This window comes from Deltaproteobacteria bacterium, from assembly GCA_026129095.1.
Classification (GTDB): Bacteria; JAGRBM01; JAGRBM01; order JAGRBM01; family JAHCIT01; genus JAHCIT01.
Window position 1 is genome coordinate 10,663 of sequence record JAHCIT010000006.1, and the last position, 14,553, is coordinate 25,215.

Below are 14,553 nucleotides of genomic sequence, written 5' to 3' on the forward strand. Positions count from 1 at the left end.
GTTTCCTTTCGGCTTCCACCTGTTACAGCCCCAGCTTGCCGGGATTCAGTATCCCCGCCGGATCCACCGCCTGCTTGATGCCGCGGAATATCTCCTGAAACGGGCCATTCTGCCGGATGAGTGCATCCTGCTTGAGCGACCCCACACCATGATGATGAGAGATCGTCCCCCCACTGGCTCCAACCGACGCCAGGAGATCATCCCAGAGCGTCCGGTACACCAGCAGGTCGTCCTCCGAACCCGAATTGCCCATGAACGAGAAATACAGGCAGGCGCCTTCCGCATAAGCGTGAGAGAGGTGGCACAGCAGCATCGCACGGGCTCCGACGGTCCCCTTCACCGCGGCATAGAGCTTCGGGATATCCTTCCAGAGGGCGGCCACCTCCATCGTGTCCAGGACCATTTTCGGATTGGGCAGGATGCGGCTGAGGTTGTAGTTAACGCCATAGCGGCGGCCGAACCAGTGTTCCACCGGCCCCGGACCCAGATCCACCGCGACGCCGCCGGCGAGTGATTCGATCTCGGCGAGATCAGCGTCGACCAGTTCGCTCTCACCCTCCACGGCCAGCAGCATCAGCGCTCCCTTGCCCACATTCAGCTTGAGGTGCTGGACCTGCAGGGCCGTGTCGGCTTCATCATAAAGCCGAAGCAGCGACGGCCGGCAGCCCCGCTGGAGCAGTTCGCGGATGACCCGCTGGCCCGCGAGAAAGTCCTTGAAAAGGTACGCCTGGTATTCCTTTCGGGCCGGAAGCGGCCAGACCTCAAGCGTAGCCGCCGTAATCACCGCGAGCGTTCCCTCGCTGCCGATCAGGATCTGCCGCAGGTCAGGCCCCGCCGCCGAACGTGGGGCCGTCGTCGTGCGGAATATCTCGCCCGTAGGCAAAACCCCCTCCAGCCCCACCACCATATCCTCGATCTTGCCGTATTTCGTCGAGAGCTGGCCTGCCGAGCGGGCTGCAATCCAGCCGCCCACGGTGCTGCAGTATATGGACGACGGGAAATGGCCCATCGTGAACCCTTGGCGCTGGAGATTGCGCTCGAACCGCTCACCGTTCACACCGGCTTCTGCATGGACCGTGCTCGAAGTCTTCCGGACCGGAGCCATGCGGGAAAGCCGCTTGATGTCGAGCGTAATGCCCGCCTGCACCGGCACTGCCGCCCCGCACACACCGGAACCTCCGCCGTAAGTGGTAACCGGTATCTCCTCCTGCTGGGCCATCCGGAGCAGCCGCGAAATGTCGTCCACGTTCCTTGGGAACACCACCACATCGGGGAGTGAGGGCGGTAGCCCCCGGCGGAGTTCCAGCATCCCTCCCGGCATGCAGTCACGGCCGTAGATGAGCCTGTCGTTCAGGTCAGCCGTGAACATCCCCTCGTCCCCCGAAAAAATGTCACGGATGAGAGCAAGGACACGCGATGAGGGTTCGGCGAACTCAGGCCGTCCCAAGGTCCACCTCCCCTTCCCCGCCAAACTCGCCAAAACCCAGTTTGCCGGGGTTCATCAGCATCTCCGGGTCCATTACCGCTTTCGCACCATCCAGTATCCGGGCCAGCGGCCCCATCTCGGTCCGCATGGCGTCGGCCTTCAGGATTCCAACTCCGTGATGGTGTGTGCAGGTTCCCCCGGCACGGTGACAGGCATCCAGCGCCAGCCGCCATGCCTGCCCGTAACGGGAACGGCAGTCTTCGAGATCGAAACCGCCTCCCATGAAAGTGAAATAAATCGACCCGCCGGTACGGTAGGCATGGGAAAAATGCGCCATGACGATCGCTTCCCGGGAAAGTGCTTCCTTTACCCGCAAGTAGAGACCGAACAGGTGGTCCCAGTCGGCAGCGACTTCCATCGTGTCCGCCCAGGCAAAATTGTCAAAAACGACCGACATCCGGTAGCTCACGGCATACCGTTTCTCGAACCAGTGCTGGGCGGGAGCTTCGCCAAGATCATGTCCGCCAAATTCGGCTGCGGTCCGCATGGCGATCTTGTGCTCAGCCTCGGTCCGCACCTGGCGGCCCTCGAACAGGTTGATGAACAGGCACTGCTTCGGAATAAACCCGGTCAGCCGGTTGAGGAGCGACGGAACCGAAAGCCCAAACCCCACCATGGTCCGCAACGGGCTCGGATACTGGACACGGGCAAGCGAAAGAACCGATTTGAACAGGCTATCGCGGGGAAGCGTCTCGGAATCCCGACCACGGTGGTCATCGGAAGCGCCTCCGCCGCCGGAGCGCCCCACCCCGCGTAGGGCAATAGCCGAATCCAGCTCGTCATAAAGGCGGGCCACGGCGGGCTTTACACCCTTCTGCATCAGCGCCCGCATGTAACCCATGCCGCTGGCGAGATCGGGGAACCTCCATCCCTGGAATATCCGGTGTTCAGGGAAGTGATGTACCCGGAGCCGGGCCGAGGTAACAAAACCGAGCGTGCCCTCCGAACCAGCAAACAGGTGGTTCCAGTCCGGTCCGGTAGCCGACCGTGGCACAGGGAGCGTGGACGCCAGTCGTCCGTCGGGAAGCACAAGGTCCAGCCCGACCATCATGTCCTCGATTTTTCCGTAGCGGGAACTCATCTGACCGGCAGAGCGGGCAGCAATCCAGCCTCCCACAGTGCTGCTATATATCGAGGACGGGAAATGACCGAGCGTATATCCCTGCTGGTTCAGCCACCGCTCAAGACGCTCGCCGTTTACTCCAGCCTCCACATGGACCACCTGGCTCTCACGGTCGAGGTCGAGAATGCGGTTAAGCCCCTTGATGTCCACCGGGATACTGCCCTCAAGAGGGACTGCGCCGCCACAGACACCTGACCCGCCACCATAAGGCGTCAGCTTCACCTTCTTTTCACGAGCGGCCTCGACGGCTTTCTGGAGCTTTTTCACCGAATCCACGAACAGGACTGCTTCCGGTGCCATACCCGGATCGCCGTCGCGGACGCCCATCGTGAGAAACGGCCAGCAGTCGCGGGCAAATGTAAGTGTGTCCGGCTTTGCTGTGGAGAGGCCGCCACGTCCTCCGGCCGTCCTGAGAGCGGCAACAGCCGAAGACGCTCTGGGCTTCTTGGCCCGTGAACCTGCGCGCCTGCGCGAGGGCTTAACACCCTCACCCGCGGCCTCCTGCTTTGGCGGCTTCCTACCTGCCAATGGCCTGTTTCCCTTCCTGCTGTTTCCCGGCTGCCAGCTGTTCTCCGGCAAGATAGCCCGTCAGGAGTGCCGCACCGAGTCCCGTTCCGCCACGAAGGTAGTCATAACCCGAGAGGATATTCCCGCAAGCGACAAGATTGCGGGCGACCATCTGGCACCGGCCATCCAGCGGGCGTAAATCTGGTCCCACGGCCACGCCTGCCCGGAACGCCGGATGAGGGCCCTCCGGGGCGCGGCTGAACAGTTCCTCCGGCTGGCGAGAGAGTATTTCACGGCCATCCAGAAATACCGGGAGGCCGAATACCGATTCCCGGAGCCGCTTTTCACGGATCATGCCACCGCCCGCGAACTTGCCCGTCGCCAGCACAAAATCATTGGCCCGGATGACTTCTTCCGGTTCACCGGGGTTTTTCCTGACAGCAACGCCTGAAACCACCCCGCCCCCGATTTCCCCCTTCACGATATCGCAGTGGATCGTCTCCACTCCGGCTGCCGAAAGCGCCCGGTCCAGCGCCAGCTGAAGCCGCACACCGGGCACCGATGGGACAGACGAAACCGATTCCGCCACCCGGCATCCCAGTTTTTCGCCGGCCCGGCGTACGGACTCCGCTGCCCGCATGAATCCGAATACTGGCGGAACGACAAGGATATCGAACGTCGCCGAGCCTACTCCCACCCGGATTTTCTCGATCACCCTGTCGAACATCCCGCTGTCTTCAAGAAGCGAGGCGCACCCCAGCGCGTTCGCATTGTACCCGGTTGATTCATCCAGTTCGATGTCGAACCCGCGCACACGCGGCGGATTGTAGGCCGACATGAGGTGCCCAAAGACCTGAGCGGCCCGTTCGCCGTCCCACCCGGGTATGCCCCGGATGCCGCAGAAACCGACCCGCTTCCTTTTCAGCACATCGCCTTCCGGCAGTTCCATGGACGCCTGCAGGAGGGCTGTCTGCTTGAGAGTACCCGCCTGCGTCACCGCAATCAGGTTCTGGCGGCCGTCTCCCGCAAACGGAAGACCTGTACAATCTTCCAGCGCCCGGCGCGCAAGGGAAAAAGCTGTCAGAAGCCGTCCGGCCCTTTGCCCCGGACTTTCGCTGCGGGACGTCAGGAGGCTGAACAGGTGCGCCGGATTACGGGCGATCTCCCGCTCAACAAGCACTTCCAGTCCGGTTTCGTTCGGAAGCGGTGTCGCTGACGTCGTATCCGGATCGGCAACGAGATCCAGCGCGCCGGAGGAAACCGCCGTAGCTGCCCCACCCCGGCGAAGCAGCACCACCCGGCGGCCTGAGCGGGCTGCGATCCAGGCGGCAAGCGAACCGGCCAGCCCGCCACCCAATACGGCGACATCGGCGTGCTTTTCAGCCATGTGCGGCGAGGTTCTCTCCGGATTCCGGCGCCACTGCTGCCCGGCGCCACTCTTCGAACAGTCCTGCGGGCGGGACGGCGGCGGTGAGATTCAGCGTGCAGTAGTGATTCGCCTGGTGAAGTTCTTCCTGGGCAAGTTGCTCCCCTTCCAGCACCGGGAACTTCCCTTTCCAGCGGTTGGCGACGAAATCCCGGAGTTCTTCAAGCTGCCGGGCGCCCGTTAGCCGGTGCTCCCGGGCGAGGATGCAGGAGGCCGCCTGCGAGCAGCGCATTCCCTGACAGGGGCCTGTACCAAGCCGTGTGCGGCGGCGGACGTCGGACAGCTTTGACGCCCATTCGGTCCGGCAGGCGTAAGCAATTTCGGCACCTGTCACAGGCTCGCAGGGGCAGACCAGCGACTGAAGCCCCGGTTCCTCCTGCGAAATCTCCACGATCTTCTCCGCCCGCGCCCCGTGCCGGAAATGGATACGGCCGAGCGCGAATTCCGGTAGCGGCCCTTTTGCGGCAAGCTCGGAAAGATTCAGTTCCCGCTCGCCGCCAGCCAGCGGCACTTCATGTGTCCGGCAGGGAACATGGCCGCGGCCGATGGCTGCTTCCACCGCGTCCACGGCCTCCTCGCTCATGATCCGGTAAGCGGCGAGCTTTCCACCCGACATAGACAGCAGGTTTCGTGCACCGTCCCTGATGCCGTGATCCACGATCCGGTGGTCACGCGAGAGCTTGTCCTCGTTCTTGTGCCATGCCCACAAGGTCGGCCGGACACCCACCATTACGCGCGTCACGCGGGCTTCCCGCACCTGTGGAAACGAACGGGCGATACCCTCCAGCAGGTATTCGATTTCGTCCTCGGTAACGGTGAGGTTGTCGAGATCGCCGTAGAAATCATCGTCCGTGGTTCCGACGATCGCACCATTATCATGGGGGATGATAAAAATCTGGCGGCCGTCGGCGGCATCGCAGAGAATCCCCGTATTCACGACGCGCCTGTCGAGAATCAGGTGAACGCCTTTTCCCTTGCGGAGCCTCAGGCCGACCCCTGCCTTCGCCAGTACGTCCGGGTTCCAAGGGCCGCAGGCGATGAAAACCACCTTCGCCTTCTCCTCATAGATCCGGCCTGTGCGATGGTCCTCCAGCCGGACGCCAGTCACTGAATCGCCGTCTCTTAGGAATGTGAGCAGTTCCGTATGGTTCCGGATCACGGCGCCGTGCTCAGCCGCCGAAAGCGCGGTCGCCGCGCAAAGCCGGAAGGGATCGATACCGTATTCGTCCATCGTGACGGCCCCGTCCACCGACCGGGCAAGGCCCGGCTCGATCGCGAGCACTTCTTCACGATTCAGACGCGTATGCTTCTTGCCGTTCTTGTAGGGCTGGAAGAGGTCGTATCCCTCGAAATAGGTTTCCATCGCCTCGGCCATGACCCGGCTGGCGAAGCTCCGGCGCGAGACGGGAATGAGGAACGGTATGCGGAACAGCATGTGCGGGGCGCACTTCTGGATATAGCCGGAATCGACACAGGACTTTTTCGTCGTCTGGATGTCGTAGAGCATGTAACGTGCGCCACCGTGGATCATGCCACTGCAGCCGCCGGTGGCTCCGGACGAGAAATCGCGCTTTTCGACGAGCAGGACTTTCATCCCCCGGATGGCCGCATCCCGGGCGATGCCGCAGCCGTTTACGCCGCCACCGATGATGATAAGATCATAGGACATGGGGGCTCCGCGCAGGAATCCCGGCGGCTGACGGCACTGTCAGTCCTGGCGGTCCGGCGCTCCGACCGTTCTATGACCGGACGAACCGGCTGCATCAAGTGGGTGGGATTACCTTCCCGGCTTGCACTGGGAAGGGTCCAAGGCGCGGGCGCGAAGCTGCGCGGCCCTGGACTCCTCAGCAGCACCAATTCCCGGTAGAAAAGCGACACGCTGGGCGGCAGCCGCGGCCTCTTCGCAGCGGGTGGAAAGCAGTAGTGCCTCGGCAAGCGTCAGTTCCACCTGTGGATCCTGCTGGCGGGTCGCTGCCGAGGCAAGTTCGGACAAACTCGCCGCCCGGTAAGGGTCGCGGATATTTGGATCCTTCGCAGAGATAAGTAGCCGGGCCATGTCACCGAGAATCAGCGGATCGCGGGTATAGGCCTTTCGGGCCGCCTCGAAGGTGGAAAGGGCCTCGGTTTCCCGGCCGAACTTCATCTGGATGGCACCGAGCCGACGGAACGCCTCGGGCTGGGCACGTGGGAGTTCGATGCACCGTTTCAGCAGAAGCTCGGCCTTTGCATCATCCCGGGTGTCGAGCCCCAGGTTGCAGTAGTCGATGTGGGCCTGCGAGACGGTTTCGGTCTGAAAGGTAGCGGCACGGAACTTTTCCCGCACACTATTAATGACCTGCGTATTCTTTGCCGGGAGCCCGGTCATGGCGAACATCATCGCGCCAGGTGCAACAGGCCGGCCGGCAAATACTCCCGCCATTTCACCTCCGGCCCCCTGATAAAGCACGACAGCATCGGCGAAGTCCGCACCCGACCGGGTATCGGACATCTTGGCACCCTTCAGGGACGAGAGGTTCACCTTCAGAAACGTATCGAACTGTGCGGCGAGCGGGTTATCCTGCGACTGGCGCAACACCAGCAGGCGGCGGCCGTCAGCCCAAAGGATCAGTTCGGAACCCGCCCGCTTCGTCACCTTGCTGGTGTCAAAACCGGCAGGAATTTCCACGCTGAAACCGAGTGAATCTGAACTGTAGGAGACCATCTGGGCCTGCACAGGAGCAACCAGCAGGATTACGAAGACTGCCGTCCACAGCAATCGCATGCGGAACACTCCTATCGTGCCCGCGCCTGCGGCGCGGCCACTAACCCCAGGGCGGCTGGCGCATCCGTCAGTGCCTCAATCGCCCCGTACTCGACGAGCCGGTTCCGTCCCGTTCGTTTGGCATGGTACAGTGCCTTGTCAGCCCGGTCGATGATGTCCGCCTTCTTTTTTGCGTCCCGCGGATAAACGGCCAGTCCCAGCGAAACTGTGGCCTGGAAAGCTTCGCCGCCGGGTCCATAAAATGTTTCCTTCTGGAACTCGTTGCGTATCCGTTCGGCAACCGCCTTCGCCCCGGAGGCCGGAGTATCCGGAAGCAGCAGGACAAACTCCTCCCCGCCATAACGGGCGGCAAGATCGATCTGGCGAGCCTGATTTCGAAGCACGGCGGCCAGCCGCCGGATTGCCTCGTCTCCGCATGGATGGCCGTATGTGTCATTCACCTTCTTGAAATGGTCTATATCAAGAAGGATTAGCGATAACGGCTGGGCCGACCTCTGGGCACGCTCCAGCTCCACCGTGATCCGTTCCTGGAAATGACGGTGATTGCACAAGCCCGTGAGTCCGTCGGTCGTGGCGAGTTGCTCCATCCGCTTGTAAAGCCGGGCGTTCTCGAAAGCGTAGGCAGCCTGGCGGCCAAGCACTTCCACGAGGTGAACCTCATAGGGCTTCAGCCTGTCCCGGTTCCGGCAGCCAGCGACAAGGACACCGCCCACGCCATGCGGAGTCGGAAGCGGGACACCGACCAGCACTTCGCAGGAAGGGAGTTTTTCCCTCCTGAAGGCAAGCGGCTGCGACGGATCGACGCCGCTTTTGCGGGAGTAGGCGAGCGTATGGCCGGTCTCGGCGATCCAGCCGAGACGCGACTGGGGCTCCACCTTGAGGCTTCCGAGCCCCGCCGCACCGGCCGCATGCACGATTTCGAGAATGCCGTCAGGCTCACGGCGCAGGGCCAGGATAAAAAGATCGGCAGGAATGATCTCCCTAATGGCCGCTTCCAGACGGACGGCCAATTCGCCTTCCTGTATGGTTGACCCAAGCGCGGTGCTGAACCGGTACAAACCCTCGAATTCGCGCTTCTGTTCCATCACTTTCCGAAGCGCCTGCGCCGAACCGATCACTTCCATCACCTGCGCGGCGCCCAGTTCCAGTATTTTCTGATCGTCCTCGCCAAAGGTATCGGGCTCCACCGCATCGGCGGCGATGACGCCGCAAACGGTGTCCCCGTCCAGCACCGGAACTGCGGCGAATGACCCGCAGGGCGTCTTCCCCGCGTAGTACGGGAGCGGTATGCGGGCCAGTTCCTGTGCCCCTACGCGAAGCGGTTTTCCGTACTGGAGCACCCAGCCCACAGGGCCGTCGCCCGGACGGACCTCCTTGGACGGATCGATGTCAACCACCGATACGGCCTCTCTCAGGCGCAACGTATCGCCACCTGGAGCCTTCAGGTACAGGGCAATAGTACGGCTTTTCAGAAGCCGGCCGACACGGTCACAGATGGAATAGAGGGATTCTTCGAGATCACGAGACAGCCCGCTGATATCACCGGCAAGCCGCGACTCAATACCCTCGGCCTCGGGAGCCTCGTCCAGCAACGAGCCTTTCACAAGTGCTTCCCGCCCTTGACGGAGACTCTGGACAATGCCTTCCAGATGCTCGCGGCGGCGGCGCTCGAACCGGAGCAACGCCCCCAGCCCCGCCGTGGCGATCAGGATGAACAGCAATCTGCCGACGAACCGGTCCAGCTCGGCGGGAAAAGCTCCCGATCCAAAGCGCTCCACCGCATCCAGCCCCGCCACCGACAGGCCTGCCACGGTCGCCGCCAGCGGTGAGATCGCCATTGACATGCCAGCGAGCAGAAGCAGCAGGCCCGGTGCCAGCGGCGAGGCTGCCACGCCGCCAGTCCACCAGATGACGAGAAAATAGACCGAGGCGACGATCGAACCCTGCAAGGCGTCAATTTTCCGGGGACCATATAGCCTGCCCGCCACGATCAGCGCGGCGGCCGCACCTACAAGCAGCGCAGGCACGCCCGGGCGGCTAGGGGCAATCCATCCCTTGGCGAGCAGAACCGCAGCAGCGGTGTAAAGCGCCACTGCTGCCAGCGGAATCGCCGGAACTCTGAGCCGTTTCAATGAAACCTGACCATCAGCAGCGCGGCCGTCGGGGAGCCCTCGACCAGAATCCGGAACAGCGCTGCCAAGCAACCCCTAAGGTACCCAAAATACCCGGATAAACTCAACTAAAATCGGGAACTTAAATGACGGCGGTTATGGAAGTTCGCCAAGACGGGGACGTGCAGGTTCTGCCCGGAAGGTCAGCTTCCGGCGGAATACCCGTTGGGAAGAATAAATGCCGCGGTGCCCGGTCAGTATCCAGGCAAGGCCGCAAACAATCAGCACATGCGGGAACATATTGAGACCCAGCAGTTCGATACACATCACCGACAGCGCAATCGGGGCGTTAGCCGCAGCAGCAAACACGGCGGCGAGTCCCACCCCGGCGGCCAGTTCCTGCGGAATTCCAAGCCAGCCCGAGGCCGCCGCGCCGAGTGTCGCTCCGATGAAAAAGAGCGGTGTCACCTCGCCGCCCAGGAATCCCGACGCAAGCGTGACTGCGGTGAAAAGGATCTTCAGGAGAAACACCTCCCAGCCGGGCGGCGGTGCCGAGAAGGCACTCACAATTCCCGGAATACCGAGCCCCAGATAGTCATCGGTCCCCACGAGTTGCCACAACATGACCACCGCCACGCCGCCGGCGAACATCCTCCACGGAAGCAAGGGCAACCGCTTTTCCAGATTGGCCTTCAGCCGTTGGGTCAGTTCCACGAACAGGAGCGCCGCCCCCGCCATCAGCAGCGCAAAGAGCATCCACTTGCCCAGTTCCACCAGGCCCAAGGTCCACACCTCCGGACGCGGATAGTGGGTATGGGCGATGCCGAGCCAGTGAACCACCCGGTCACCCACCAGCGCAGCCACCAGCCCCGGCACCAGCGCGGCCCAGTGCAGACGGCCAATGGCCGCCGCCTCAATCCCGAATATCGCGCCAGCCAGCGGAGTTCCGAACACGCTGCCGAAACCGCCGGCCATACCGGCAGCGATCAGTTCCGCCCGCACCGGTCCCCTTACCTTGAACCCGATGGCGATCCGGTCGGCGAGACTTCCACCCATCTGTACGGCGGTACCTTCACGCCCTGCACTCCCGCCAAACAGGTGCGTCAGCACGGTTCCAACGAGTACCATCGGCGCCATGCGGGTGGGGATTCCTGCCTCGGCCCCGTGAATGGTATCCAGAACCAGATTGCTGCCCGCCCGGACCCGCCTCCCCCACCGGTCGTAGATCCAGCCGATCCCAAGACCTGCCACCGGGAGCGTCCAGACTATCCACCGGTGGCCATTACGAAAATGGGTTGCAAGGTCCAGCAGCAACAGGAAAACCGCCGATGAGAGGCCGCAGGCAATCCCGATCAGCGTGCCGAAACCTATCCAGACCGCAACCCGGCGAGCGCCGAAACTGTCTGGACTGGTTTCCATCCGGTGTGTAATCCCTTACGGCTACTTCTGTATCCAGCTGTTCGGCCGCCACAGGTCATAGGTCAGGTCCGCAGCACAGAAGTTTTCAATGGCCATGACTTCGCTCAGATCAGGATCAGACGTCCGTTTCGACCGGAGCGTGTAATCGAGATCTATCGCGCCGGGCCTTTCCCTGATCTGGCGGCACAGGTGCCGGGCGATACTGAAATGGACGACAGGATCGCAGCGGATCCGCCGGGCGAGCCTTCGCCCATATTGATTGACAGGTACTGGTTTCGTCTCGCCGTTTTCGAACCGGATGACGGCCGTCGCATCACACTCTACCAGCGCGTCGAACATGTGGAGCGCGAACAGGCGCCCTTCGCCCGTCACGGCCGAATCGCCCGGAAACGCGTAGGGTATTGCCTGGAAGAAGCCGAATCCGCCCAGCAGCATTACAGCGGCCAGTCGGTACTCCTTCGGAACCAGCGGCTTCAGCGTTGGCCACTGTCCGGCCGGCGACATCAGCCGGCCAAGCGGGAAGATGCTGATGAGACAGAACATGAGCATCGGGTAGAAAAGCCCGACAATCGGCCATGAGAAAATGTGAAAGACCACAAGCTGGGCGAACGTCACCCAGAAAAGCCATGCGCGCCGGGCGTATATCCCGAACACAAGAACCATCTCCATCACAACCACGTACACGCAGCTCGCCGGGATGAGCGCGTCGGGCACCCAGAGCTTGTCTTTCTTGTAGAGTGCCGCACCGGTGAACCATTCGCGGTCGAGCTTCAGGGCTCCGGCCCAGAAATAGATCCAGACCAGCAGATGAGGTATCAGCACCCGCCGGGCCGGGAACGCCAGATACGCCAGCGTCACCCAGTTGGCCATGTAGTGCTGGTTTGCCCTGAGCCGGAAATCCTGGAACAGGATGAACAGCCTGAGCGCCGTCACCAGCACGAGGCCCCAGTACCCCCAGCGCACCTTGCCGGTCACAAAAAATGCGCCGACGGCCACGGTCAGGGCGGCATACCCCCAGAGCAGCAGATGCAGCGTGTCCAACTGAAAAGGTCGGAACTCATGACAGTTTTCCCAGAACGGCCAGCAGAGCGCCATGGCCTTGGGGCCCAGGGTGTCTTCCAGCCCCCGGCGCACAAAGGCCCAGTGAAACCAGGTAATGGTATTGGCAGATGCCAGCGCCGCGCCGTAATAACGCAGCACCCGGTCCCCTTCGATTTCCCCTATCTGCCGGTCATGCCATGACCGGATCGCCTGAAGCATCAAATCCCCTTTCCCGGCGTTTCGGCGGCACCGTAGCATATTCCTGCCGGAAGGCCGCCCATCGCCTTTTCGCACCCGTGGTCCGGCACCTGTACATGCGTTATATTGGTAGTTGGCCGTGATTTCCCTATGGAATTGGGACGTTGCGGAGCCCCGGCCGGTGTGCGCGGGGACAGGACGCCGTGCTCAGGTTCAATGACATCGTGGAGAAGGTTCAGGCCTACCATCCAAAGGCCGACATCTCCCTGCTCCAGCGGGCGTACATTTTTACGGCCAAGGTTCACAAGGGCCAGGTCCGGGCGTCCGGTGAGCCGTACCTGACCCATCCGGTTGAAGTAGCCGGCCTGCTGGCGGATCTCCATTTCGATATACCGACCATTGCCACGGGATTGCTGCACGACACCGTGGAAGACACCCTCGCCACCATTGACGAGATACGGGAAATGTTTGGCGAGGAGGTGGCCTATCTCGTCGACGGCGTGACCAAGCTCGCCAAGGTCCAGTTCCGTAACCGCGAGGAACGCCAGGCCGAAAGCTTCCGCAAGATGGTCATGGCGATGAGCAAGGACCTGCGGATCATCCTGGTCAAGCTGTGCGACCGGCTCCACAACATGCGGACCATCGACTTCCTCCAGCCCGAAAAGCGCATCCGGGTGGCCGAAGAAACCATCGACATCTACGCGCCGATCGCCAGCCGGCTGGGTATCCAGTGGATCAAGTCAGAGCTGGAGGACCTCTCGTTCAAGGTGATGATGCCGGAGGTCTACGCGGAGCTGAAGACCCAGGTCGAGGCCAAGCAGAAGGAACGCTCCAAAATCGTGGACCGGGTGGCCGAACAGGTTCGTGCCAAGCTGACTGAGTCCAATATCACCGCCGATGTTTACGGCCGGGCCAAGCACCTGTACTCAATCTTCCGGAAAATGCACGACAGCCGCGTGGACCTTGACGAGATCTACGACATCATCGCCATCCGGACCATCGTGACCACCGTACGCGAATGCTACGAAACCCTGGGTATCGTCCATTCCCTGTATACACCGGTGCCTGGACGGTTGAAGGACTACATCGCGCTTCCGAAACCGAACCTTTACCAGTCGCTGCACACGACACTCATCACGCCCGGCGGGCAGCCAGTCGAGATCCAGATCCGCACCCAGCAGATGCACCAGGTTGCCGAACACGGTGTCGCCGCGCACTGGCTCTACAAGGAAGGCGGCACCGCGCAGGCGGGCGCGGCGGCGGCACAGTTCTCGTGGCTCCGCAACATGGTCGAGGCGGGCAAGGACATTTCCGACTCCGGTGAGTTCATGGAGTCGCTCAAGTTCGACCTGTTTCCCGACGAGGTTTACGTATTCACTCCCAAGGGTGACGTCCGCATGCTCCCCAAGGGAGCGACGCCGATCGACTTCGCGTTCTCGATCCATACGGACGTGGGGCTGCAGTGCATCGGGGCCAAGGTGAATGGCGCCATCGTGACGCTCGAAACCCCCCTCCGCGACGGCGACATCGTGACCGTGCAGACGCGTCAGAACCACCGGCCCTCGAAGGACTGGCTCCAGGTGGTCAAGACCGCCCGGGCACGGTCAAAACTGCGCGAGTATTTCCGGACCGAGGAGCGGAGCCGTGCAATCGAGATCGGCCGTGACATTCTGGACCGTGAACTCCAGAAGCACGGGATTCCGCTCCAGTCCATGGACAAGGCCGAATTGGCCCGGACAGCCGACAAGCTGGGGTTCAGGGATGCGGACAAGCTGCTCATCGCCATCAGCTACGACACGATCGGCGCACCCCGCGTTGTCGAGCACCTGCTACCGCCCGACAAGCGGCCGGCGCCCCGGCCAGCCGAGAACTCGTTCAAAAAGCTGTTCAATGCCTTCCGGACTGTCGGCGGGACAGCCGAAGCCAAGGCTCGCGGTGTGCGCGTGCAGGGGCACGACGATGTGCTGGTCCGGTACGCCAAGTGCTGTTCGCCGCTGCCCGGCGACAAGATCACCGGCTTCATCACCCGCGGCCGCGGGATCACCGTCCACCGGTCCGACTGCGAGGCGGTCTATGAGATGATTCCGGAACGCAAGATCGCCGTCGAATGGGCCGACGGAGCGCGGCCCACCCGTCCGGTGCGTATAGAGGTAGTCTGCGTGGACAAGCCCGGCATGCTGGCCCTTTTTACCCAGACCATTGCGAATCTCGGGGTTAACCTGAACAGGTGCGAAGTGTTCACGACGATCGAGAAGAAGGCCGTCGCCACATTCGACCTGGAAGTCCAGAATCTCCAGCAACTCCAGAACGTCACCAAGGAACTGAGAAAGATCAAGGGAGTGCTGCAGATCCACCGGGTCGACATGAACTCCCGGTCCGATTCCCCTGCGGCCCGCCCCAGCGCCTGACCGTCTTTCCCTCGCACCCGGACCGCCGATATGGCATATCTCCATCAAGCCTTTTGTGTCCTGAATCGACGTC

General features: G+C 62.3%; 9 protein-coding genes. 1 reads left to right on the forward strand and 8 read right to left on the reverse strand.

Annotation, left to right across the window (positions count from 1 at the left end; translation table 11 throughout):
• Positions 1-22: 22 nt before the first annotated feature.
• The 8 genes from KIT79_09765 to KIT79_09800 all read right to left on the reverse strand — a co-directional run bounded on the left by KIT79_09765 (position 23) and on the right by KIT79_09800 (position 12,093).
• On the reverse strand, positions 23-1,447 hold the full coding sequence (locus tag KIT79_09765; GenBank protein ID MCW5829586.1) for an FAD-binding oxidoreductase: 1,425 nt from the start codon (positions 1,445-1,447) through the stop codon (positions 23-25).
• Positions 1,434-3,137, reverse strand: coding sequence for an FAD-binding oxidoreductase (locus KIT79_09770; protein MCW5829587.1), 1,704 nt, complete (start codon positions 3,135-3,137; stop codon positions 1,434-1,436). Before KIT79_09770 ends, KIT79_09765 begins: the two co-directional genes overlap by 14 nt.
• The gene (locus tag KIT79_09775; protein MCW5829588.1) at positions 3,127-4,503 is read right to left on the reverse strand and encodes an FAD-binding protein; all 1,377 of its coding nucleotides are present in this window, start codon (positions 4,501-4,503) and stop codon (positions 3,127-3,129) included. The genes KIT79_09770 and KIT79_09775 overlap by 11 nt, the downstream gene beginning before the upstream one ends.
• Positions 4,496-6,211, reverse strand: coding sequence for a glycerol-3-phosphate dehydrogenase/oxidase (locus tag KIT79_09780; protein MCW5829589.1), 1,716 nt, complete (start codon positions 6,209-6,211; stop codon positions 4,496-4,498). Before KIT79_09780 ends, KIT79_09775 begins: the two co-directional genes overlap by 8 nt.
• 108 nt (positions 6,212-6,319) lie before the next feature.
• Positions 6,320-7,303: a hypothetical protein gene (locus KIT79_09785; GenBank protein MCW5829590.1), complete on the reverse strand. Its 984-nt coding sequence runs from the start codon at positions 7,301-7,303 to the stop codon at positions 6,320-6,322.
• Positions 7,304-7,314: 11 nt separating this feature from the next.
• Positions 7,315-9,435 carry a diguanylate cyclase gene (locus KIT79_09790; protein ID MCW5829591.1) on the reverse strand — a complete coding sequence of 707 codons (2,121 nt, stop codon included), beginning with the start codon at positions 9,433-9,435 and terminating at the stop codon, positions 7,315-7,317.
• A 135-nt stretch (positions 9,436-9,570) separates the two neighbouring features.
• Positions 9,571-10,833: a chloride channel protein gene (locus tag KIT79_09795; protein MCW5829592.1), complete on the reverse strand. Its 1,263-nt coding sequence runs from the start codon at positions 10,831-10,833 to the stop codon at positions 9,571-9,573.
• A 21-nt stretch (positions 10,834-10,854) separates the two neighbouring features.
• Positions 10,855-12,093 carry a hypothetical protein gene (locus KIT79_09800; protein MCW5829593.1) on the reverse strand — a complete coding sequence of 413 codons (1,239 nt, stop codon included), beginning with the start codon at positions 12,091-12,093 and terminating at the stop codon, positions 10,855-10,857.
• A gap of 182 nt (positions 12,094-12,275) precedes the next feature.
• Between KIT79_09800 and KIT79_09805 the strand changes: the two genes are divergently transcribed.
• Positions 12,276-14,480, forward strand: coding sequence for a bifunctional (p)ppGpp synthetase/guanosine-3',5'-bis(diphosphate) 3'-pyrophosphohydrolase (locus KIT79_09805; GenBank protein MCW5829594.1), 2,205 nt, complete (start codon positions 12,276-12,278; stop codon positions 14,478-14,480).
• The last annotated feature ends 73 nt before the right edge of the window (positions 14,481-14,553 follow it).

Excerpts from the sequence above, each read along its gene's own strand:
- KIT79_09775 (MCW5829588.1), bottom strand. The coding sequence starts at position 4,503 with ATGGCTGAAAAGCACGCCGATGTCGCCGTATTGGGTGGCGGGCTGGCC.
- KIT79_09780 (MCW5829589.1), bottom strand. The coding sequence starts at position 6,211 with ATGTCCTATGATCTTATCATCATCGGTGGCGGCGTAAACGGCTGCGGC.
- KIT79_09785 (MCW5829590.1), bottom strand. The coding sequence starts at position 7,303 with ATGCGATTGCTGTGGACGGCAGTCTTCGTAATCCTGCTGGTTGCTCCT.
- KIT79_09795 (MCW5829592.1), bottom strand. The coding sequence starts at position 10,833 with ATGGAAACCAGTCCAGACAGTTTCGGCGCTCGCCGGGTTGCGGTCTGG.
- KIT79_09800 (MCW5829593.1), bottom strand. The coding sequence starts at position 12,093 with ATGCTTCAGGCGATCCGGTCATGGCATGACCGGCAGATAGGGGAAATC.